The 21,309-nt window shown below is 70.2% G+C and carries 20 protein-coding genes; 6 read left to right on the forward strand and 14 right to left on the reverse strand.

The features are described from left to right. Positions 1 to 2,162: ATP-binding protein (locus ON26_RS25370; protein ID WP_040799525.1), on the reverse strand; the 2,162-nt coding region annotated here is incomplete at its 3' end. Between the two features lie 85 nt (positions 2,163 to 2,247). Continuing rightward, positions 2,248 to 3,537, reverse strand: a complete 1,290-nt coding sequence (locus ON26_RS25375) for an adenylosuccinate synthase (RefSeq protein ID WP_040799399.1) — start codon at positions 3,535 to 3,537, stop codon at positions 2,248 to 2,250. Between the two features lie 288 nt (positions 3,538 to 3,825). On the opposite strand from ON26_RS25375, the gene ON26_RS25380 reads away from it, so the two are divergent. Beyond that, positions 3,826 to 4,485, forward strand: a complete 660-nt coding sequence (locus tag ON26_RS25380) for a hypothetical protein (protein ID WP_040799527.1) — start codon at positions 3,826 to 3,828, stop codon at positions 4,483 to 4,485. Next, positions 4,482 to 5,258: a site-2 protease family protein gene (locus tag ON26_RS25385; protein ID WP_083884346.1), complete on the forward strand. Its 777-nt coding sequence runs from the start codon at positions 4,482 to 4,484 to the stop codon at positions 5,256 to 5,258. Before ON26_RS25380 ends, ON26_RS25385 begins: the two co-directional genes overlap by 4 nt. Positions 5,259 to 5,343: 85 nt before the next feature. On the opposite strand, the gene ON26_RS25390 is transcribed toward ON26_RS25385, so the two are convergent. The 3 genes from ON26_RS25390 to ON26_RS33960 all read right to left on the reverse strand — a co-directional run bounded on the left by ON26_RS25390 (position 5,344) and on the right by ON26_RS33960 (position 8,206). Beyond that, on the reverse strand, positions 5,344 to 6,501 hold the full coding sequence (locus ON26_RS25390) for an FUSC family protein (RefSeq protein ID WP_174375445.1): 1,158 nt from the start codon (positions 6,499 to 6,501) through the stop codon (positions 5,344 to 5,346). A gap of 7 nt (positions 6,502 to 6,508) precedes the next feature. Next, positions 6,509 to 6,961, reverse strand: coding sequence for a DUF3151 domain-containing protein (locus ON26_RS25395; protein ID WP_040799401.1), 453 nt, complete (start codon positions 6,959 to 6,961; stop codon positions 6,509 to 6,511). 636 nt (positions 6,962 to 7,597) lie between these two features. Continuing rightward, positions 7,598 to 8,206: a hypothetical protein gene (locus ON26_RS33960; RefSeq protein ID WP_169333768.1), complete on the reverse strand. Its 609-nt coding sequence runs from the start codon at positions 8,204 to 8,206 to the stop codon at positions 7,598 to 7,600. Between the two features lie 1,170 nt (positions 8,207 to 9,376). On the opposite strand from ON26_RS33960, the gene ON26_RS25405 reads away from it, so the two are divergent. After that, a complete protein-coding gene (locus ON26_RS25405) occupies positions 9,377 to 9,910 on the forward strand; it encodes an Rv0361 family membrane protein (RefSeq protein ID WP_051027559.1) in 534 nt (177 codons plus the stop codon). A gap of 96 nt (positions 9,911 to 10,006) precedes the next feature. Then, positions 10,007 to 11,071 carry a fused (3R)-hydroxyacyl-ACP dehydratase subunits HadA/HadB gene (locus tag ON26_RS25410; protein WP_245546047.1) on the forward strand — a complete coding sequence of 355 codons (1,065 nt, stop codon included), beginning with the start codon at positions 10,007 to 10,009 and terminating at the stop codon, positions 11,069 to 11,071. A 45-nt stretch (positions 11,072 to 11,116) separates the two neighbouring features. Here the strand turns inward: ON26_RS25410 and ON26_RS25415 are convergent, their stop codons facing one another. The 3 genes from ON26_RS25415 to fbaA form a co-directional block, all read right to left on the reverse strand. After that, complete coding sequence (locus tag ON26_RS25415) at positions 11,117 to 12,571, reverse strand: glycoside hydrolase family 183 protein (RefSeq protein WP_040799405.1); 1,455 nt, start codon at positions 12,569 to 12,571, stop codon at positions 11,117 to 11,119. A 112-nt stretch (positions 12,572 to 12,683) separates the two neighbouring features. Beyond that, complete coding sequence (locus ON26_RS25420) at positions 12,684 to 13,799, reverse strand: BTAD domain-containing putative transcriptional regulator (RefSeq protein ID WP_040799408.1); 1,116 nt, start codon at positions 13,797 to 13,799, stop codon at positions 12,684 to 12,686. A 36-nt stretch (positions 13,800 to 13,835) separates the two neighbouring features. Then, positions 13,836 to 14,885: a class II fructose-bisphosphate aldolase gene (fbaA, locus tag ON26_RS25425; RefSeq protein WP_281032414.1), complete on the reverse strand. Its 1,050-nt coding sequence runs from the start codon at positions 14,883 to 14,885 to the stop codon at positions 13,836 to 13,838. A gap of 154 nt (positions 14,886 to 15,039) precedes the next feature. Here fbaA and ON26_RS25430 point away from each other — a divergent pair, with 154 nt between their 5' ends. Together ON26_RS25430 and ON26_RS25435 are read left to right on the forward strand one after the other, a co-directional pair. Further along, the gene (locus ON26_RS25430) at positions 15,040 to 15,783 is read left to right on the forward strand and encodes a VTT domain-containing protein (RefSeq protein ID WP_040799413.1); all 744 of its coding nucleotides are present in this window, start codon (positions 15,040 to 15,042) and stop codon (positions 15,781 to 15,783) included. A 4-nt stretch (positions 15,784 to 15,787) separates the two neighbouring features. Next, on the forward strand, positions 15,788 to 16,558 hold the full coding sequence (locus tag ON26_RS25435) for a DedA family protein (protein ID WP_083884347.1): 771 nt from the start codon (positions 15,788 to 15,790) through the stop codon (positions 16,556 to 16,558). Between the two features lie 26 nt (positions 16,559 to 16,584). Here the strand turns inward: ON26_RS25435 and ON26_RS25440 are convergent, their stop codons facing one another. The 6 genes from ON26_RS25440 to pyrE all read right to left on the reverse strand — a co-directional run bounded on the left by ON26_RS25440 (position 16,585) and on the right by pyrE (position 21,301). Beyond that, positions 16,585 to 17,673, reverse strand: a complete 1,089-nt coding sequence (locus tag ON26_RS25440; RefSeq protein WP_040799416.1) for a glycoside hydrolase family 76 protein — start codon at positions 17,671 to 17,673, stop codon at positions 16,585 to 16,587. A gap of 169 nt (positions 17,674 to 17,842) precedes the next feature. Further along, the gene (locus ON26_RS25445; protein WP_040799418.1) at positions 17,843 to 18,529 is read right to left on the reverse strand and encodes a TrmH family RNA methyltransferase; all 687 of its coding nucleotides are present in this window, start codon (positions 18,527 to 18,529) and stop codon (positions 17,843 to 17,845) included. 48 nt (positions 18,530 to 18,577) lie between these two features. Next, positions 18,578 to 18,901: a hypothetical protein gene (locus tag ON26_RS25450; RefSeq protein WP_040799421.1), complete on the reverse strand. Its 324-nt coding sequence runs from the start codon at positions 18,899 to 18,901 to the stop codon at positions 18,578 to 18,580. Positions 18,902 to 18,912: 11 nt separating this feature from the next. Next, on the reverse strand, positions 18,913 to 19,620 hold the full coding sequence (locus ON26_RS25455; protein ID WP_245546049.1) for a lysoplasmalogenase: 708 nt from the start codon (positions 19,618 to 19,620) through the stop codon (positions 18,913 to 18,915). Next, positions 19,613 to 20,677, reverse strand: coding sequence for a beta-ketoacyl-ACP synthase 3 (locus tag ON26_RS25460; RefSeq protein WP_040799424.1), 1,065 nt, complete (start codon positions 20,675 to 20,677; stop codon positions 19,613 to 19,615). The genes ON26_RS25455 and ON26_RS25460 overlap by 8 nt, the downstream gene beginning before the upstream one ends. Before the next feature lie 51 nt (positions 20,678 to 20,728). After that, positions 20,729 to 21,301 (reverse strand): orotate phosphoribosyltransferase, encoded by a 573-nt coding sequence (pyrE, locus tag ON26_RS25465; protein WP_051027561.1) that lies wholly within the window; start codon positions 21,299 to 21,301, stop codon positions 20,729 to 20,731. Between the last annotated feature and the right edge of the window lie 8 nt (positions 21,302 to 21,309).

Raw genomic sequence — 21,309 nt, forward strand, 5'->3', positions numbered from 1 at the left:
ACCAGCCTGCCTTCCACCCTCGTGGCCAGGTCGGTCAGCCGGTCGGCGACCGACTGCTCGCCGAAGCGCGCGGCGACGTGCAGCGCGGTGGCCTCGATGGCGTACTGATGCGCCCCGGCCGCGGCCTCGGCGGCGTCGAGGGCCAGACGCACGGCGGTGCTGACGGTGCCTTCGGCGGCGGCGAGGCAGGCTTCGGCGATCGCGAGCTGCGGTTCGTAGACGGCGCTGTGCCTGCCGCCGCGCCGGTGCGCCTCCGCGATCGACTCGGCGCACTCGGCGGTGCGGCCGAGCGCGGCATAGGCCTCGGCCAGGCGGATGCGGGCCGGGAAGGTCCAGGCGGCAGCGCCTTCGGTGGTCAAGGCGGCCAAAGCCTGTTCGAGGTGCTCGATGCCGTCGGGGAAGCGGCCCCGGGCCACATCGACCGTGCCCTGCAGGATCTTCGACAGGCCCCAGGCCCGGTACTGACCGGGCGCGGAGTAGCCGAATCGCGGTGTGGCGCAGCGGTGGGCGGCGTCGTAGTCGCCGGAGTAGAGCAGGGCGAGCACCTCGGCGTGGGTGGACATGAAGCGGTTGAGCCCGTCGATGTGGCGGTCGACTTCGTGACTGCGCGCGGTGTACCGACGGGCATCGGCGCCACGGCCGGTGAGGGCGAGGGCGAGCCCGCCGCCGAACGCGGCCCACCACACCGCCCAGGGCGGGGCTCCCGGATCGGCCATCACCGGTGCGGCCTCGGCGAGCGCGTCGTCGATCCGGTTCTCGTTCACCGCGCAGGCCGAGGCGAGCCCGGCCATCATCGCCGTGATCTTCGGATGGCGCACCCGCGCGCGTACGTCGGCGAGCACTTCGTCGGCGCGATCGGCATCGCCCATGGACCACAACAGATTCGACACTCGCGTGCCGCCCCACCGAGCCAGTTGCGGCTCGGTGAGTTCGGCGGGGTCGAAGGCCGCGAGGGTGCGTTCGGCCTCGATGCGATGGCCCTGCCACAGCAGGGCGCGCGCCAGCAGGTCGGCGGCCTCCACCCCGCCCTGCCGCTCCACCGCGGCGCGGGCGAAACGCTCCGCCAGCGGCAGGTCGGCGACGGCGATGGCGTCGGTGGCCGCGGCTTCGAACAGCGCGAGATCGGCGGATTTGTCACTGTCCAAAGCCAATTCGGCCAGCCGGATACGTTCGGAGGCGGAGTGGACCGGGCGTTGCTGCAGAGCCGAGAACAACCGGCCGCGCAACCTGCGGGCCGAGGCGATGCCGAGCCTGCGGCGGATCACCTCGCCGAAGAGCGGGTGGTTGTAGCGGACGGTGAGCTGACGGCCGTGCTCGGCAACCTTGACGACGCCGCGTGTTTCGGCCGCCTCGACGGCGTCCTCGCCCGCCAGTTCGGCCAGCACATCGAGATCGATGGGCTCGCAGAAGGTCAGCAGTTCCAGCACCCGCAACACCGGCTCGGGCAACTGCTCCACCCGGTCCTCGAGCAGAGCGGCCAGTTCCGAGGTGACCGCCGCGCGCCCGCGCAACTGCCACACCCCGTTGACCTGCCGCAGCGTGCCCGCCTCCAGCGCGCCCTCCACCAAATGCTTGAGGAACAGCGCGTTTCCGCCGGAGGACTCCCACATCAGATTCGCGGTGAAACCCTCGAGCTGGCCGCCCAGCATGGATTCCACCAGTCGCACGCTCTGCTGCTCGGTGAACGGCCGCAGGTCGACGCGCAGCAGGTGCCCGTCCTTCCACAGCGAGGTGATCGCGTCGGGAACCGGCACGCCGCCGCGCACGGTCGCCACCACGCGCACCGCCTTGTCGATGGCCAGTTGCAGCAGCAGGGTCGCCGACAGCTGGTCCAGCAGATGGGCATCGTCGACGCCGATGATGGCGGCGCCGTCGGCCAGCAGCGCCTCGCGCGCGGCCGACAGGAAAGTGACCGGGTCGTGGGCGGTGTAGGCGCCGACCATGTGCGCGAACACGCCCAGCGGTATGCCGCGGGCGGATTCGGTACCCGCCACCCAGCGGATCCGGCCGCCTATCGCGGCGCCGACCTGACGGGCGAGCGTCGTCTTGCCTACACCGGCATCACCGGTGAGAACGGCCCCCACGTATTGGGGGCCGGTGATCGCCGCGCGGATTGCTTCGAACTCGGTTTCGCGCTCGACCATCGGCCAGTTCCGAGCCATGGCCCAACTGTAGAGCGTCGGCCCTGTCCCGCGCGGAAACTCCGCTGGCCCGCGCGGTAATTCGATACCGAAAGACCGTTACCGCTCAGCCGAGCACGTCGTGGCGCACGATCGTCTGATCGCGGCCGGGACCGACGCCGATGCAGGAGATCCTGGCGCCGGACAGCTCCTCCAGCCGCAACACATAGGCCTGCGCGTTGGCGGGCAGCTCCTCGAAGGTGCGGGCTTCGGAGATGTCCTCCCACCAGCCCGGCATCTCCTCGTAGATCGGCTTGGCGTGATGGAAGTCGGTCTGGGTGGTCGGCATCTGCTCCACACGCTGCCCGTCGACCTCGTAGGCCACGCAGATCGGCACCCGCTCCAGGCTCGACAGCACGTCCAGCTTCGTCAGGAAGTAGTCGGTGATGCCGTTGACGCGGGTCGCGTATCGGGCGATGACCGCGTCGAACCAGCCGCAGCGGCGGGCGCGTCCGGTGGTGACGCCCACCTCGCCGCCCTGCTTGGCGAGGAATTCGCCGTGCTCGTCGAACAGTTCGGTCGGGAACGGGCCCGAGCCGACGCGGGTGGTGTAGCACTTGAGGATGCCGAGCACGGTGCTGATCTTGTTCGGCCCGATGCCCGAGCCGACGGCCGCGCCGCCCGCCGTCGGGTTCGACGAGGTCACATAGGGATAGGTGCCGTGGTCGACGTCGAGCAGGGTGCCCTGCGAGCCTTCCAGCAGCACGGTCTCGCCGCGCTCGAGCGCCTCGTTGAGCTGCAGGCGGGTGTCGGCGATGCGGTGCTTGAACTTCTCGGCCTGGCCGAGCACCTCGTCGACGACCTGCTGCGGGTCCAGCGCGCGGCGGTTGTAGATCTTCACCAGCACCTGGTTCTTGAATTCCAGGGCGGCTTCGACCTTCTGGGTGAGGATCTTCTCGTCGAGCACGTCGGCGACCCGCACGCCCACCCGGGCGACCTTGTCCTGATAGCAGGGGCCGATGCCGCGGCCGGTGGTGCCGATCTTCTTGTTGCCGAGGAATCGCTCGGTGACCTTATCGATGGCCACGTGGTACGGCATGATCAGGTGCGCGTCGGCCGACAGCAGCAGACCCGAGGTGTCGACGTCGCGCTTCTCCAGCCCCTCGAGCTCCTCGAGCAGCACGCCGGGGTCGACCACGACGCCGTTGCCGATGACATTGCGCACTCCGGGGGTCAGGATGCCGGAGGGGATCAGATGCAGCGCGAACTTGTCACCGTTGGGCAGAACAACGGTGTGACCTGCGTTGTTGCCACCTTGATACCGAACCACCCATTGCAACCGGCCACCGAGCAGGTCGGTCGCTTTGCCCTTACCCTCGTCGCCCCATTGGGCGCCGATGAGGACGATTGCCGGCATTGTGGGTCTCCTACGGGTCGACGCGCAGCACGCCTGTGCTGCGGCTACCTGCCGTACTGAGGCGGTGGCCGGAAGCACAGTTTACCCAAGTGCTCTCCGGGGGCCGGTAACCAGGCACCCGTGCTCTGTCCGGGTCGGGCCGCGCGAGCCTGCGATCACAATGCCGACTCGGCCCGGGCACGAGCGGCCGAACGCGACTATGGTTGCTGCGGGCGAGCCGGATGGTCGGCCCGCTCATGCGTGAGGGTCGACCCCGGTCGGCCGGGAACCAGGAGGGTGTACGGCGGTTTGAGTACCCACGTTCTCCGCTGCGACCGGGCGCCGGTCCCGATCGCGCTAGCGGCACTGGCGACCACTCAGACAGCGGCCATCCCGGATACCGCGGTGATCGACGAGCTGCTGCCGGTCCTCGCCGCGGACAGCCTGCCTCGCCTGATCGTGCTCGGTGAGGACGCCGCGCTGGCGGCGGTCCTCACCCATCTGATGCGCACCGAACGTCTGCACGTCGAGATCGGCTACGTCCCCATCGACCGCACCTACGGCGCGCGCGCCTACGAGGTCGGCACCGGCAATTCGGCGGCCAAGCGCGCCATCGGCGGCAAGGCCACCGAGACACCGTTGATCCGCGACGACACCGGCACGGTGCTCGTCGGCCGGGCCAGCATCAGCGGTCCCGACGGCGGCAAGCTCGAGGGCGAGGCCTACGTCGACGACACGCTGTTGTTCAGCGGCCGGGTCAATGCCATGCACATCTCCCCCACCCTGCACATGCCCGGCGTGCGAGCCGCGGTGGCGAGGGGACTGCGCAAGCGCCGCTGGATCGAGGGCAGGGCCGCACAACTCGGCTCGCCCGGCGCGGTCGTCACCCGCGACGGCATCCGCAGCCCGCGCACCGTGCCGCGCTCCACGTTCTACCGCCATCACGAACCCTGGCTGCTGGTCCGATGAGCCTGTCCTCTCCCCTCGGTCGCAGCGCTGTGCGACCGAGCCCCATTTTTCTGCTGGTCGTCGCGGTCACCATCGGCGGCGGCGCACTGGCCTGGTTCTCCGAGACCGGCAGCACGACCGCGGGCATCGGGGTGTTCGTACTGGTGGTGGCGGGCTGGATCGTCACGCTGTGCCTGCACGAGTTCGCCCACGCCTATCTGGCCTGGCGGGCCGGCGACCGCGAAGTGGAATTGCGCGGCTATCTCACGCTCAACCCACTGAAATACGCGCATCCGCTGCTGTCGATCGTGCTGCCGGTGGTGTTCATCGCCCTCGGCGGCTTCGGCCTGCCCGGCGGCGCGGTCTACGTGCACTCGCACAATGTGAGCCCGCGGGAGCAGCGGATGATCAGCGGCGCGGGGCCCGCGGTCAACGCCGTCTGCGGTGTACTGATCCTGCTGGCAGTGGCGCTGTTCGGTAGCGCGACAAGCCATTCCGCGTTCTGGTACGGCCTGGCATTTCTCGGCTTCCTGCAGGTCACCGCGACCGTGCTGAACCTGCTGCCCATTCCCGGGCTCGACGGCTACGGCGTGCTCGAGCCCTCGCTGAGCTACCAGACCCGGCGTTCGCTCGACCAGATCAAGCCGCTGGGGATGCTGCTGCTGTTCGCGCTCATCCTCACCCCGGCGGTCAACGGCCCGTTCTTCGACGCGATCTACGCGATCTGCGAGCTGTTCGGCGTGCCGGACGTGTGGGTGGGGCGCGGCGCGGGTCTCGTGCGGTTCTGGCTCTGATTCCGATCCGTGGCCGCGGCACCCCTCCTCGCCGCAGCCGTTCCCGACGCCAGGGGCGGGCCCACGGCATGACGCGAGTAGCGGGCTAGTCGATCGAGTCCCTCGGCGTGACATAAGGATTGGCGACGGTCGGCGGCAGCAGCGCGATCGCCGACACCCGCCGCAGTCCGCAAGCCTGCAACAGATCCACCAGTATCGAGCGGACCTGCGCGAACACCACGTGCGCGGACAGCCCCGCACCCTCGACGAGTTCCGGCCGCGCCTGCTTGGCCACCGAACGCAGCACCCGGGCCGCCTCGGCTCGATCCGGTTGTTCGCCCGGGTCGGCCAGGATCGAGCGGCGCACCACGTCGACCGCCCCGGACAGCGCGGCGACCACCTCGATCAGGCGCGGGTCGAGGATTTCGTCGTCGCGGACGAGGGTCAGCGATCGCCGTAGCAGCACCCTGGTGTTGCGTACGGCGTTGTCCACCGGATCGGCGGCCTCACGCAGACGGTCGAGGCGCGGCCGGGAGTTCCAGTAGAGCGGGGAGATCCGGCTGATCTCCTTGCCGCCCTCCAGACTCGAGCGCAGCGACTCGATGGTCGACTGGGTTCCGCGGACCGTCTGCAGCGCGTCGGCGACCTTGCGCGCGTCCTGCTCCAGCAGCCCGTCCGCGCCCGCCGCCAGCGCGTCCCGCACCACCTGCAACACATTTCCGGCGTGGTCGCGCGCCCGGCGCACCGGATGCACCGGGATGGCGGCCACCACGACCACTCCCACCAGGCCGCCGACGAGCGCGTCGATCATGCGGTCGAAACTGGCGTTCGAGTCGGGCGTCATGAGCGTGGCGACCAGGACCGCCGAGCCGGCCGCCTGGATGCTGATGATCGAACCGCCGTCGACGAAGACGGCCAGGGCCATCGCCACGACCACCACCAGCGTGATCTGCCAGACCCCGCTGCCGACCACCGAGATGAACAGGTCGCCGATGCCGATGCCGACCGCCACCCCGACCACCAGTTCCGCCGAGCGGCGGATCTTCGCCCCGAACGACACGCCGATCGAGATGACGGCGGCGGTCGGCGCGAAGAACGGCGTCACGTGCCCGATCAGGTCGTGCGCGATGAACCAGGCCAGGCCGGCGCCGAGCGCGCACTGCACGATCGGGAGCGCGGACAACCGCAGTCGCGCCCAAGAGGCGCGCAGACGCCGCGCGCTGTCGGCCCTTGCCGCTTCGAAACGGGAGTCCGCGCGGGTCACTCCCGGCTCAGTCGAGGCCCAGCTCGGCCGCGGCGCGCGGATCGCAGTCTTCGAGCAGATCCAGGCAGCGGGCGTACTCGTCGTTCTCGCCGATGGCTTTGGCCGCCCGCGCCAGCGCGCCGACGCTGCGCAGGAAACCCTGATTCGGCTCATGGCTCCACGGCACCGGGCCGAAGCCCTTCCAGCCGTTGCGGCGCAGCAGATCGAGGCCGCGGTGGTAGCCGGTGCGGGCGAAGGCGTAGGCCGAGACGATGTCGTGGTTGACCGCGTCGTCGGCGGCCTCACCACGCTCGAGCGCGGCTTCGGCCAGATAGGCCCACGCGATCGAGGCGGCCGGGTGCTCGGCCACCACCTGAACGGGGTCGGCCTTGTTCAGCAAGGCCTCCTCCGCCTCGGAGTTTTCGGGTAGCAACACCGGCTGGGGTCCGAGCAGGTCTCCGAACGAGGTCATGCGGTTCATTGTGCACCGGTTCGCCCAGGCCGTGGCGACGGGGGAATCAGTGCTGCCGCCCCGCGCGGTCGATAGGCTGGCCGTCGAGTTCACTTCAGATCGGCGCGAGCAAGGGGTAGTGGTGTCCGACCCGAACGACGAGAAAAACCCGGCGCGTGACGCCGCCGGTTCCGGTGAGCGGCCGGAATCGGCCCCCGAATCGGATGCCGCACCCACCGTTCCCGCGTCCGCCGACTCGTCCGGTTCGACCCCCGTGAACGCCGAAACCGCTGGTGGACAACCGGGTTCGAGCAGCAGCTCCGCCGCATCGACGGCTACCCCCGGCTTCGCCTCCGGTACGGCGGCCGGTGATCCGGCGAAGGGCGGGCAGGACGGGTGGGAACGTCCGGTCTCCCCCACCGCCGACGGATCCGCGCGGCCGAAGGGCGTTCCGTTCACCCGCACGACCGTCGTCGGCGGTGACCGGCCCAGCGCGCCTTCGGCCGGTACGCAGAAACCGGCCGCCGCAACGACCGATAATTCCGAGGTGACCGGCGCGGGTGATCGCCCCGGTCCGGCCGGCGGCTCCGGCAACCCCGCCGCATCTGGCGCGCCTACGCCGGGCAATCCTTCGAACGCCGACGATCCCGGTGGGAACGCGCCCACTCAGCGGATCACGCTTCCCGGCGCGGCCACGACCCCGCCGTCGGGCTCCGGCACCTCGACGCCGGGCGGTGATGCGGGCGGGGCGGCGCCGACGCAGAAGATCACCCGGCCGGGGGCGGGATCGCCCGGCGATTCGGCCAAGCCTGCCGGGGACGCGCGGCGTCCGGCCGACGCTGTCACCCAACGGATCCCCACGACACAGGTGGGTGCCGGGGCGCCGGGCGCCGGTCCGGCCGCGGGCTCGACAGCCGCGACGCCCGAATCGGCGAAGGCCGACGACACGGTGACGGCCGGAAGCTCCGACGCGGTGGAGCCGATCACCGAGACGGGGCCTGCCGATACCTCCGAGGTCGCGAAAGATGCTGCCGCCGAGGCAGACAGGGGCTCCGAGGGCAGGACCCCGGGGGTCACGGTGACACCGAACACCGGGGGCGCCGCGAAGGCCGAGGGCGCCGCGCAGACCGGCGGAACCGGGCAGGCCGAGAAGGCAGTGCCGGACGGGGCGGCCGATGCGGGGGGCTCGGCGTCCGGTTCCGGGCAACAGCCCTCGACGAAAGCCGCCGCCGAGCCGAAGTCCGCGGACAACGAATCCGCGGACGAAACCCCCACGGCGGCGGCCGAAGTGCCGTCCGGCTCGAAGTCGGCTTCGAATGGCGTCCCCGACCAGTCGTCCGGGGATATCACTGCGGCGGAACGGGGCTCGGAAGCGGCGGTCGATGGCGCGGACACCGCGGCCGGCGAGGCGGGTCGCGAGCAGTCGAACACGGGCGATACGGGTGCGGATGCGCCCACCGCGGTGATCCGCCGGGAAGACATCGCGGCGGCCGCGGGTGCCGCGGGTGCGGCCGCCCCGGCCGAGCCGGATCCACAACCGGCTGATACGAGCCGGACGGTGGTGATCTCGCGGTCGGATCTGCCCGGCACAGCGGGGCAGGCAGACAAGGGCCCGCAGGACGGAACCATCGCGGGCGAGCGGAAGGCCGGGCCGCATGGCGGGTCGCCAGGCCCCGCCGGTGGTGCCGACGTGCCCGGTGACGTCGGCGAGGCCGATGCGGCGACGATCGCCATGCCGATGGTTCCGATAGACGATCAGAAGACGACCGCGCTCCCGGTCCAGCGACCGGACCAGACCGATCGGGTAACCGGGCGGCCGCCGTTGAGCAAGCCGCCGAGCACGCCGCGCCCCGCTTCCGGACCGCGGCAGGCCGGGTCGAAGCAGGCCGGACCGTCCGGTCCCCCGCCTGCCGGGCCACACGGCCCCGAACAGGGAAAACCCACAGGCCATGGCCAGAACCAGCTGCCTGGCCCCGGTCAGGGCCAGCCGCAAGGTCCCGCGCAGGGCCGGCCGCAGGGGCAAGCTCCCGGCAGGCCGCCCGCACCCGGTCAGGGTGGACCACAGGGCTCCGGGCCGGGACACACCCCGCCGCAAGGCCCCGCGCAGGGTGCACCGCGTTCCGGTCCACCGCAGGGACCCGGTCAGGGTCGGCCGCAAAGCTCCGGCCAGAACGGGCCGCACGGCCCCGGCCAAGGCGGACCGCAAGGCTCCGGCCAGAACGGACCACACGGCCCCGGCCAAGGCGGACCTCACGGTCCCGCACAGGCGGCTCCGACGGGCGCCCGGCAAGGCGGACCACACGCCCCTGCGCAAGGCGGACCCCAGGGACCGGCGCAGCCCGGACCACAGGGACCGGTCCGGGTCGGACCGGGCGGCCCCGTGCCGGGGAAGGCGGGCAGCGCCCCCTCCCGGCCGATCAGAACGCGACCCGTCCGGCGCAACCGGTGGACGAGCGGCCGCGGCAGCTCGCGCAACCGCAGCGGGTGCCGCCGGCTGCCGCGCAGCAGCCCGGGCAGCCGAAGAACGATTCCGAATCCGGGCACTCGCGGCGCTGGCTGCTCGCGGTCGGCGCGGCCGCGGTGGTGCTCGTGCTGGCGTTGATCGGTGTGGCGGCGGCGCTGATCGGTGGTGGCGATTCGGCGGAGGACAAGGTGCGGGCCGCCATCGGCGCGTACACCTCCGCGCTGCACGACGGTGACCTGGAGGGACTGCGGAACAGCACCTGTGGGACGCTGCACGATTTCTACCGGGATCTGCCCGCGGACCAGTTCGCCGGTGTGCATCAACAGTCGGTGGAGCAGCGCAGCATTCCGGTGGTGGCGAGCGTGGATGCCATCAAGATCACCGACGGCACCGCGCTGGCGCTGGCGACGGTGTACACCGAGGCCGACCCGGGGAACCGTTCGGAGCGAACCTTCGATCTCGAGGAAACCGGGGAGGGCTGGAAGGTCTGCGATCGGCCCGCGGAGTCACCGTGATCACGCCGCGGTATCCGGTCGCGGTCGTCACACTTACCTGGTCAATCGACCATCCCGGCCACTAACATGGCCGGGATCATGGGCAGTGAACAGACGATGACGGCACCGGAAACCGAGGCTGCGGCGATGGCGTCGCCGGAGATCACTTCGACGCGGGAGCTGGCGGGACGCCGTTTCCTGGTACGCGACCCGTATCACGTCGGCCGGGAGAAGGTCCGCGAGTTCGCGCGCGCGGTGCGGAACCGCCACGGCGCCCATCGATCCGACGAGCACGCGAACCGGCTCGGCTTCGAGCGCCTGCTCGCCCCGCCGACCTTCTCCTCGGTGATCGGGATGGCCGCCACCAACGCCCTGCTCGATTCGGTGCTGCTCGAATACGACCTGGCCCAGGTACTGCAGACGGATCAGACCTTCGAACTGCGCCGCCCGTTCCTGCCCGGCGACGCCATCCGCACCCAGGTGATCATCGAATCGATCCGCACCTTCGGCGACAACGACTTCATCAGCGTGCGCGCCGAGATGACCGATCAGCACGACGAGATCGTGCAGATCGCCTCCACGACGATCGTGGCCCGGCGCGGCGCGGAGATCGACCCGGACCTGGCCAAGATGGTGCAGAACATCTTCATGCACTCCCGCCCGGTCACCCCGGCCGCGGGCATCACCGAGTCCGGCGTGCTGATCGAGCTCGACGACCGGACCCCGGCGGGCCGCAAGGCCGCCCTGCCGCCGGTCCACACCATCCCGGTCTTCGCCGATCTCGCCAAGGGCGATGAGCTGCCCGCGAGCAGCGCCCGGCTGACCCGCGGCGACCTGGTCAACTACGCGGGCGTCGCGGGCGATCCCAACCCGATCCACTTCAGCGAGGAGGCGGCCCGGCTGGTCGGCCTGCCGACGGTGGTCGCGCACGGCATGCTCACCATGGGCCTGGCCGCCGACTACCTGACCTCCTGGCTCGGCGATCCGACCGCGATCGAGACGTTCAGCGTGCGCTTCTCCGGTTTCGTGCCGGTGGGCATCGATGCGCCGAGCGTCATCGATTTCTCCGGCAAGATCAAGGCGCTGCACGAGGACCGCCGGGCAGCCACCGTGATGCTCGGCGCGACATCGCAGGGCCGCAAGCTCTTCGGCCGCGCCGTCGCCGACGTCCGGCTCTCCTGACGAGACCGCCTCGCGGACACCACCGCGGGCCCGATCGCCGCGCGCTCAGCCCAGTTCGGCACGCATCAGGTAGACGTTGTAGTCGCTCCAGGTCGAGATGGTGAAGTACAGCTCGTCACCGCGCGACCAGGGATGTATGAAACCGCCGTACAGCTCGGCGTGATCGAACACCGTCACCGTCGGCGCGGGTTCCGACCAGGCGCCCTGCGGGGTGGCCGACTCGCGTACCACGATGGCGGCGCGGGCGGTATCGAGATAACTCATCTGCCACACACCGCGATCGGCGGCATAGCGCACGGACAACTCGCCCACCGGCGCGTCCACGATCGGCGTGGCGCCCGCCGGACCGCCGACCGGCGTCCACTGCCCGTCGCGCCAGTACTGGTAGGCGGTGGTGTTGAGGATCTGGTCGGCGGCGACCCTGGCCAGCCCGACCGAGCCGAGCCGGGTGCTCGGTGTGCCGAACATGTAGACGTACCCGTCGTGCGGGACCATCGCGCTGACCTGGAAGCTCGACAGGCCGAAGATGTTGTCCCAGCGGGCGTACCGATCCTTGGTCCAGGTCTGCCCGCCGTCGTCGGACCAGGCGATGCCGCCGTAGTTGGTGTAGAAGGTGCCGGGCAGGCTGTTCCAGGTGCGCAGCGACATGTAACTCATGTACTGCCTGCCGTCGAGGGCGAAGCCGGAGGTCGGGATGGTGGTCATCTCGACGTTGTCGAGCTTGCGGCTGGAGAGCACCTCGGCGGCGTGGCAGCGCCTGTCGGTGACCATCCGGTCGAAGGTCATGCCGTCGGACAGGTCGGTGTCGGTGCTGAACGCCAGCACATTGCTGCGCCAGTCCCCGCCCATGCCGCCGGGCGGATGGAAACCGCGGCCCACGGTGTCACCGAAGGCCACGGCGACCTCGCCGGGCGCGCTCTCCCACATGATGCCCAGGTCGGTACCGTCGACCTGCCAGCGTTTGTCGGTGCGGTTCACCGAATGCGCGCCGGTCTGCTTGGCGACCTCGGTCACCCGCACCACATGCGGCGCCGGTGGGGCGGGCTCGCGCGCGGCGGCCTCGGCGGGCGGGGTGACCGGAGCGGGCGGCGGCGGGCCCTCACCCGGATCGGGGCTCGGCCCGGGAATCGCGAAGTGGAACGGCTGTGGATTGAGCAGGAGTTCCGGGATGCCCAGGCGCGCGGCGAGACTCGGCGGTGGCTCGGGCAGGTCGGTGAGATCGGGGCAGGGGTTCTCGCACGGGTCGGCGGGCAGCGACATCTCGACGCGCACCGGCTCGGGTTCGGGCGCTTCCGGCGGCAGCACCGTGACGACCGGATACGGGATCGGCACCTCGACCGTCTCGGGGATCAGGTCCTCGTGCACCGGAACCGGATCGGTCACGCACGGTCCGACGCCCGGAATCGGCGCACGCTCCCGCGGGTCGGCCGAGGCCGAACCGTGGTGCAGCGCAACGAGTAATCCCGCGAGGCCGAGCGCGGCCGTCACGCGCATGGACATGCCAACCCCTTGTGTGCCGGATGGTCACCGATGATCAGCGACAGACCCTACCCGGGCGCGCCGGTTTCCGGTGATCGAAACGGCGACGGCGGCGCCGCGATTCGCGACCGGGCTACGCGGAGGCTTTGAAGGTGAGCACGGTGGAGCCGATGCGGATCATGTCGCGATCGGCGAGCAGCGCGCTCTCGATCGGTTCCTCGTTGATGTAGACGCCGTTGGCCGAATGCAGATCCTTGATGAGCAGGCCGGCGCGGCTGGGCATGATGTGCGCGTGATAGCGGCTGGCCTTGGGATCGTCGACGACCAGATCGTTGTCGGTCATCCGGCCGATCCGCATGCCCGCGTGCGGGATCGGCAGTTCCCGGCCGTCGGGCAGGCGCAGCAGACCGCTGCGGACGGTGCGCGGGCCCTCGGTGACGGTCTCGGTCATCGCCGCCGCCATCCGCTCGACCTGCTTGAACTCCCTGGTGCTCAACGGCTCCTGGCGCAGCACCCGCTGTTCCAGCTCCACCAGGGCGGGGCCGGGGTCGATGCCGAGTTCGTCGGCGAGCACGGTGCGCACCCGGCGGCAGGCGTCCAGCGCGTCGGCCTGACGGCCGGACAGATACAGCGCGGTGATCAGCTGGCCCCACAGCGGCTCGCGCAGCGGATGCTCGGTCGTCATGGTGACCAGTTCACCGATCACCGACGAGGCTCGCCCGCAGGCGATTTCGGCATCGATGCGGGCCGAGGCGGCCAGCAGCCGCTCCTCCTCCATGGCGGTGGCGAAGCTCTCGGCGAACTGCAGGCCGCTCAGATCCGACAGCGCGCGACCGCTCCACTCGTCGAGCGCGCGACCGTAGGCCAGCGAGGCACCGGTGTGGTCACCGATATCGGCGGCCTTGGCGCCGGTGTCGCAGAGCGCTTCGAAGCGGCCGATATCGCAGCTGTCCTCGGAGATCTCCAGCCGGTAGCCGGAGGACTCCGTGCGCAACACCGTCGCCGGGTCCACCCCGGCGGTGCGCAGCGCCTTACGGATATTGGAGACGAAGACCTGCAGGCTGGCCGCGTAGGAATCCGGCGGATCCTCGTTCCACACCATGTCCGCCAAGGCGGCCGAAGACACCGCGCGCCGCCGGTTGACGGTGAGCGCGGCCAGCAGGGCGCGCGGCTTGGGCCCGCCGACCGCCACCGGCTCTCCGCCGACGAACAACCGGACGGGCCCGAGCACACGTACATCCAGACTCATGAGCTCGGGCCTCGCCTATGCGATCAGACGCTGGAATCAGGCGCTGATCGACCGTCCGGCCGACCTGAGATCGTTGCACGCCTCGACGACGCGCTCGGCCATCGAGGCCTCGGCCTTCTTCAGGTAGCTGCGCGGGTCGTAGGTCTTCTTGTTGCCGACCTCGCCGTCGATCTTGAGCACGCCGTCGTAGTTGGTGAACATGTGGCCGGCGACCGGACGGGTGAAGGCGTACTGGGTGTCGGTGTCGACGTTCATCTTCACCACGCCGTAGCGCAGCGAGTCGTCGATCTCGGACTTCAGCGAGCCCGAACCGCCGTGGAAGACGAAGTCGAACGGCTGCGCGTCGGCGCCCAGGCCCAGCTTGGCGGCCGCGACGCGCTGTCCCTCGGCCAGGACCTCGGGACGCAGCACCACATTGCCCGGCTTGTACACGCCGTGCACATTGCCGAAGGTGGCCGCGAGCAGGTACTTGCCGTTCTCGCCCGCGCCGAGCGCGTCGATGGTCTTCTCGAAGTCCTCGGGCGAGGTGTAGAGCTTGTCGTTGATCTCGGCCTCGACGCCGTCCTCTTCACCGCCGACGACGCCGATCTCGACCTCGAGGATGATGTTAGCGGCCGCGGTGGCCTTCAGCAGCTCCTTGGCGATCTCGAGGTTCTCGTCGATCGGGATGGCCGAGCCGTCCCACATGTGCGACTGGAACAGCGGGTTGCCGCCCGCGTTGACGCGCTCCTGGGAGATCGCGATCAGCGGGCGCACGAAGCCGTCCAGCTTGTCCTTGGGGCAGTGGTCGGTGTGCAGAGCGATGGTCACGTCGTACTTGGCCGCGACCACGTGCGCGAACTCGGCGAGCGCGACCGCGCCGGTCACCATGTCTTTCACGCCCAGGCCGGAGCCGAACTCGGCGCCACCGGTCGAGAACTGGATGATGCCGTCGCTGCCTGCGTCGGCGAAGCCCTTGATGGCCGCGTTGACCGTCTCCGACGAGGTGCAGTTGATCGCCGGGAAGGCGAAGGAGTTCTGCTTGGCGCGAGCCAGCATCTCGGCGTAGACCTCGGGGGTTGCGATGGGCACTGAACAGACCTCCATGTACGACGCTCTCCGCCCGCCGGCGCGGGACGGGTGCTGATCCTGCTGATCAGCCTAGGCGAGGCGGCGGCCCGATCGACAGGGACCCCGGGACCCGCCGTGCGACCCGCGCCACAATTAGGCACGGTCCCGGAACATCGGTACCCTTGGCCACGTGATAGCGCTGGCCGGCACGGAGACCTTGACGACCGATCTCGCGTTGATGCCAGGCTTCCTCGACCCGGTGAATCTGCTCAACTCTTTCGGCACGTGGGTGCTGGCGGGGCTGTTGCTGGTGGTCTTCATCGAGTCGGGCCTGCTGTTCCCGTTGCTGCCGGGTGACTCGCTGCTGTTCACCGCCGGTCTCATCGCGGCCGCCAAGTCCGCGGAGATCGAACCCTTCGCCCCGATCGGCGTGCTGCTGGTGCTGATCCCGCTCGCGGCCTTCGCGGGCGACCAGGTCGGCTACATGATCGGCAAGGGCGGCGGCACGGCGTTGTTCAAGGACAACGAGTCGCGCTTCTTCAAGAAGAAGTACATCGACGAGTCGCACGCCTTCTTCGTCAAGCACGGCCCGATCACCATCATCCTGGCCCGCTTCGTGCCGTTCGTGCGCACCTTCGCACCGGTCGTGGCGGGCGCCTCGGGGATGAGCTACAAGGTGTTCGTCGTCTACAACGCGATCGGCGCGATCCTGTGGGGCTCGGGCGTCACCATGCTCGGCTATCTGCTCGGCCAGATCGGGTTCATCCGCGACAATGTCGATCTGATCTTCCTGCTCATCGTGTTCGTCTCGGTGGTGCCGATCTTCCTGGAGATCTTCAAGCGCTGGCGGGGCAAGGGCGGTTCCGCCGACGACGATGCCGACGCCGACACCGATGAGATCGCGGTGGTGAAAACCACCCCCGGTCAGAGCTGACCCCATGACCACCGCGTCGAGCGGGATGAGTTTTCTCGAATCCGCTGGTCCCACCCTGGTGTGGACCGTTGTCCTCAGCTTCGTCTTCCTCGAATGCGCGGTGATCATCGGCCTGTTCCTGCCCGGCGATTCCATGCTGCTCACCGCGGGCGTGGTGATGGCCGGTCACGAGATGGGCGAGAAGCAGATCTGGGCGCTGGCCGTCGGGGCGATGGTGGCGGCCGTGGCGGGCAATCAGGTCGGCTATGTTATCGGGCAACGCACCGGAACCGGATTCGTCGCGCGGCGCAGCGGCCGATACGTCAACGCCCAGAACCTGGAACGGGTCTCGGCGATGTTGCAGCGGCACGGCTTCTGGGCGGTGCTGGTGGCCCGCTGGATCCCGTGGGTGCGCACATTGTGCCCGCTGGTGGCGGGCGCGGCGCGGATGGATCACCGCCGCTACACCATCGCCAGCACGATCGGCGCGATCGTCTGGGCGCCGGTGCTGCTGCTGATCGGCTTCTACGCCGGTAGCCACCTCGCCAGGATTCCGTGGCTCATGCACGGCGTGACCGCGGCGCTGGTGATCGCGGTGGTGGTCGGCACGGTCGTCGGCATCAAGGGCTACCGCCAGGAGATGCGCCGCACCGGCGCGGCCGGCGAGGCCGGCGAGGCCGGCGAGATCGACACCGATACCGACACCCAGCCCATGCAGTACGCGGTGGACGTGCGCCGCGAGATCGATCCGCCGACGGTGGTGCTGCCGCGCTGGGAGCCGGGCACCTACCGCTGAGCCCGGTGTCCGGGAGAGCCCGCCGTCTAGAACCCGGCCGCGCTCACCTGGTACGCGGCCTCCATCAGCATCCACCCGCCCAGCTGCACCGACAGATCACGCTCGGGCACTTCCGAGGCGGTCACCGAACCACCCGAGGTGAAGTGGCCCGCACCCGTCGTGCCGCCGGGCAGCACCGCCCGTTTCGTCCAGTCGGCGCCGAACAGTGGCTCGCTCTCGATATCGAGCCGGTTCGCCCAGGCCGCCACGGCGGATGCCTGCACCAGCGAGGCCGCGGTGCGCCGGTCGTTCTCCTGGACGTGGCCCTCGCCGGGCAGCATCAGCGCGACCACCGCCAGGTAGCGGGCCAGGATGCCGTTGAAGAGGCCGCCGTCGCCACCGCCGCCGCCCGCGATCACTCCCCCGGCGGTCATGTGCTCCTCGACCGCGCCGAGCAACCGGTGCACCCGCTCCAGGTGCCGCGGCTCGTCGGTGTGCACGGCGAGCTCGGCTTCCAGGCCGAGCACCACGCCCTGGCAGTAGGTGAAGGTCGGGCGCTCGATCTCGCCGGAGGGCAGGTGGATGCCGTCGAGGATCAGACCGGTGTTCTCGTCGCGGAGCGTCGTGTCGATCCAGTCCGCCATCTGCTGGGCACGGGCGTGCCTGCCGAGCCTGCACAGCGCGATCGCGGCCGGACCGTTCGCGGGGGCGTTGTAGTAGTCCGAGTGCACGCGCCACGGGATGCCGCCGCCGGCTTCGGGCCGCCAGGCGCTGTAGAGCTTCTTCTCCAGCGCGGTCAGCGCGCCGCGCGCGGCGGTGACGCCCTGGATGCGTTCGGCGCGCTCCAGCGCGATCGCCAGCCAGGCCATGTCGTCGTAGTACTTGTTCGTCCAGCCGGTGATGTTGCGCATCCGGTGCGAGCGCACCAGTTCGGCGATCCTGGTGCGCCGCGCCGGGGTGGGCGTCCGGTTCACCGCGTCGACGGCGCAGTCGATCAGATGCGCCTGCCACCAGTAATGCCAGGAGGCGAACAGTCGCTCACGCCGGGTCGCCGGCCAGCCGACGACCGCCAATTCCGTTCCCGGACATGCCCACAACGCGCGCAGGTGCCGGGAGATGATGGCGGACTCGGCCATATCCGCCCGTTCCGACCACAGGGCGGGGGTCGGTGCTGTATCCGGCCCTGGTAGCGGGCTCCGCGTGGTCATAGCTCAATGGTGCCAGGTTCGCGGCGATTCTTGCCGCTGAATTGTTACCGGATGGCCACCGAATCCGTTATCGGCGACCGTGCGATCGGGTCCGTGGTCACCACGCCCTGGACAGGTCCGCGTGCGCGCGCACCCAGGCGTGCATGGCGATGCCCGCCGCCACCCCGGCGTTGATGCTGCGGGTGGAACCGAACTGGGCGATCGAAACCGTCATGGCGGCGGCCTGTTTCGCGTGTTCGGTGACGCCGGGCCCTTCCTGCCCGAACAGCAGCAGGCACTCGCGCGGCAGTTCGGCGGTTTCCAGCGGGACCGCGCCGGGCACGTTGTCGACGGCGACCACGGTCAGCCCGGCGCGGTCGGCATAGGAACACAGCGCGCCGATGTCGGTGTGGTGCTCGATGTGCTGATAGCGATCGGTCACCATGGCGCCCCGGCGATTCCACCGTCGCCTGCCCACGATGTGCACGGCGGCCGCGGCGAATGCGTTGGCGGTGCGTACCACGGTGCCGATATTGGCGTCGTGGGCGAAGTTCTCGATCGCCACATGGAACGGGTGCCTGCGGCGGTCGATATCGGCGACGATCGCCTCGCGGGTCCAGTACCGATAGGCGTCGACGACATTGCGGCGGTCGCCGTGGGCCAGCAGTTCCGGGTCCAGCCGCGGATCGTCGGGCGGCGGCGTGCCGAATTCGGCGATCCACGGGCCGAGGCCGTGCGGGTGCTCGCCCCATTCGGTCGGCCCGGCGGCCTGCTGCCCGGAGATGTCCGTCGACTGCTCTTCCACGCGCCTGATGCTAGAGCCGCCCGGCCCCGGCTGCGGCGCGCGCCCTCGTCAGTAGGTCGAGGAACTCGTGCCGGCGGTGACGATCGCGACGACGATGAACGCCACGGCAGCCAGCACATAGAGCAGCAGCAGGACGGTGCCGATGATCCCGCAGATATAGCCTGCCTTGGCCGAGCCCAGCCCACCCGTCATGCCGCCGGATGCCTCGATCTCCTTCTGTACCCGCGAGCCCATGTACCAGGCGAACGGCGCGCACAGCTGGCACAGCACAAGGCCGAGGATGCCGAGCACCAGGACCGTCGTCGCCTGCGGGTGATCCTGCGGGTACCCGTAGGGCGCGTACGGGTTTCCGTACGGGGGAGGGTAGGTCATGCCGCCTGATGCTAATGCGTGCGAGCGTGTGCGCGGGGGTCGGCGAGCAGGTATTGCGCGGCGGCGTAGGTGCCGAGGACGACCGCCTCGGTACCGCGTCGCGCCCTCGTCGAGCGGGCGAAGACGCGCCGCAGGATGATCAGGCCGTCGGAGAGGGTGAACAGCAGCGAGCCGAGCGCCAGCCGGCTGCGCGGATCGGCGTCGGGGACGTTCAGCCCGGCGATGTTCAGCGCCTCCGGAGCCAGCTCCGGGTCCGAGGCCAGCACGCCCGCCGTGGCGAGGGTCGCGCCGTAGGCGGTGAGCGGCGCCGCGACGGACGGTGTCCTGACCCACATGAGCACGGCCGCGCCGAGCCCGGCGGCGGCCCGCTGCACGGCGATCGCCCGGGTGGGCCTGGCTCCGCGTCGCCACCACAGTCCGGCATATCCGGTCTGCATGACGGCGAAGGCCGATGCGCCCGCGACCAGGCGACGGTCGTCGTCGGGGTCGATGAGCAGCACGTCGCCGACGGTCGCCGCGCCGAGCGAGGCGAGCAGCACGGTGCGCTCGACCGGTTCGATGTCCACGCCCGCGGTCGCCACGTCGGCGGCGAGCAGGGGCATCAGCAGCGGCTTGGTCAGCCACTGCAAGGTGTCGCGGCCGGTGGCGGCGCCGTACACGGTCACCGCCGCCGCGGCGAGATAGCCCAGCCGAAACGGGCGCACCCGCTGATCAGACACCGAAGCTGGCTTCCTTCGGAGCGGGCGGCAGGGTCACGACCTGACCGGCGTAGCTCAGACCCGCGCCGAAGCCGAGCAGCAGCGCGAGCTGACCGCCCTTGGCCTTGCCGGTCACCAGCATCTCCTCCATCGCCAGCGGGATGGAGGCGGCGGAGGTGTTGCCGGTGTTCTCGATATCGTTGGCCATCGGGATGTCGTCGGCCAGACCGAGATTCTTCTTCATCAGCTCGTTGATGCGGGCGTTGGCCTGGTGCGGCACGAACACCTCGATGTCCTCCTTGGACACCCCGGACGCCTCCAGCGCGCTGGACAGCGCGCGCGGCAGGGTGACCGCGGCCCAGCGGAAGACCTTCGGGCCCTCCATCCGCAGCGACATGCGGCCCACCGGCTCGACCTCGGGGTCGGTGCCCTGCAGTTCCTGCGCGCGGTGCATGTAGGCGAGGAAGTCGATGTCCTGGGCGATGGCGTCGGCGTTCTCGCCGTCGCTGCCCCAGACCGTCGGGGAGATGCCGTTCTCCTCGCTCGGGCCGACCACCACGGCGCCCGCGCCGTCGCCGAAGATCATGGCGGTGCCGCGGTCGGTCGGATCCAGCCCGACGGTCATCGTCTCGGCGCCGATCACCAGGATGTATTCGGCCGAGCCCGCGCGGATCAGGTCCGCGGCCACGCCGAGGCCGTAGCCGAAACCGCCGCAGCCGGAGGTGAGGTCGAAGGCGGCGACGCCGTTCATGCCCAGATCCGCGGCGACCGTCGGCGCGCCGTGCGGGGTGAGCTTGAGCCAGCTCGACGTACACAGCAGCACCATGCTGATCTTCGACCGGTCGATGCCGGTGTTGTTCAGCGCGCGCTCGCCCGCCGCTACGGCGATCGAGCGCAGCGTCTCGTCGCCGCTGATCCAGCGACGGTTGCGCACGCCGGTGCGCTCGTAGATCCACTGGTCGGTCGAGTCGAGGACCTCACAGACCTCGTCGTTGCTGACGATGCGTTGCGGCCGGTAGGCACCGATACCGAGCATCGCAACATTGTCGCGACCTTTGTTAACTGCAATGCTCACCACTGGCGACTCACACGTCCTTACACCAAGCAGACAGACAGATCATCGTCCAGGCTAACCCAGCGCCAGATCGTCGAGACCGAGGATCGACCGATATTCCAGTCCCTCGGCGGCGATGACCTCACCGGCCCCGGTTTCGCGGTCCACGACGGTGGCGACGCCGACCACCTCGGCCCCGGCCTCGCGCAGCGCACGCACCGCCGTCAGCGGCGAGTTTCCGGTGGTCGTGGTGTCTTCCACGACGAGCACCCGCTTGCCGACGACATCGGGTCCCTCGATCTGACGCTGCATGCCGTGTGTCTTGGCGGCCTTACGCACGACGAAGGCGTCGATGGGGCGGCCGGGGGCGTGCATGACGGCCAGCGCGACCGGGTCGGCGCCCATCGTGAGCCCGCCGACGGCGTCGAATTCCCAGTCGGCGACCAGCTCGCGCAGCAGTTTGCCGATCAATGGCCCGGCCTCGTGGTGCAGCGTGGCCCGGCGCAGGTCGACGTAGTAGTCGGCCTCCTTGCCGGAGGACAGGGTGACCTTGCCGTGCACCACGGCGAGCTCGCGCACCAGTGCGGCCAGCGCATCGAGGTCCGTCCGGGAGAGCTCGGGCCGTGCGGCCCGCGCCTGGTCGATCATGATGTCGT

Source organism: Nocardia higoensis NBRC 100133 (assembly GCF_000308595.1).
In the GTDB taxonomy this organism is placed as follows: Bacteria; Actinomycetota; Actinomycetes; order Mycobacteriales; family Mycobacteriaceae; genus Nocardia; species Nocardia higoensis.

Bases quoted from the DNA above. Each gene is read 5' to 3' on its own strand.
- ON26_RS25375 (WP_040799399.1), bottom strand. From the start codon at position 3,537: ATGCCGGCAATCGTCCTCATCGGCGCCCAATGGGGCGACGAGGGTAAG.
- ON26_RS25385 (WP_083884346.1), top strand. From the start codon at position 4,482: ATGAGCCTGTCCTCTCCCCTCGGTCGCAGCGCTGTGCGACCGAGCCCC.
- ON26_RS25395 (WP_040799401.1), bottom strand. From the start codon at position 6,961: ATGAACCGCATGACCTCGTTCGGAGACCTGCTCGGACCCCAGCCGGTG.
- ON26_RS25410 (WP_245546047.1), top strand. From the start codon at position 10,007: ATGACGGCACCGGAAACCGAGGCTGCGGCGATGGCGTCGCCGGAGATC.
- ON26_RS25415 (WP_040799405.1), bottom strand. From the start codon at position 12,571: ATGTCCATGCGCGTGACGGCCGCGCTCGGCCTCGCGGGATTACTCGTT.
- ON26_RS25420 (WP_040799408.1), bottom strand. From the start codon at position 13,799: ATGAGTCTGGATGTACGTGTGCTCGGGCCCGTCCGGTTGTTCGTCGGC.
- fbaA (WP_281032414.1), bottom strand. From the start codon at position 14,885: ATGGAGGTCTGTTCAGTGCCCATCGCAACCCCCGAGGTCTACGCCGAG.
- ON26_RS25435 (WP_083884347.1), top strand. From the start codon at position 15,788: ATGACCACCGCGTCGAGCGGGATGAGTTTTCTCGAATCCGCTGGTCCC.
- ON26_RS25440 (WP_040799416.1), bottom strand. From the start codon at position 17,673: ATGGCCGAGTCCGCCATCATCTCCCGGCACCTGCGCGCGTTGTGGGCA.
- ON26_RS25450 (WP_040799421.1), bottom strand. From the start codon at position 18,901: ATGACCTACCCTCCCCCGTACGGAAACCCGTACGCGCCCTACGGGTAC.
- pyrE (WP_051027561.1), bottom strand. From the start codon at position 21,301: ATGATCGACCAGGCGCGGGCCGCACGGCCCGAGCTCTCCCGGACGGAC.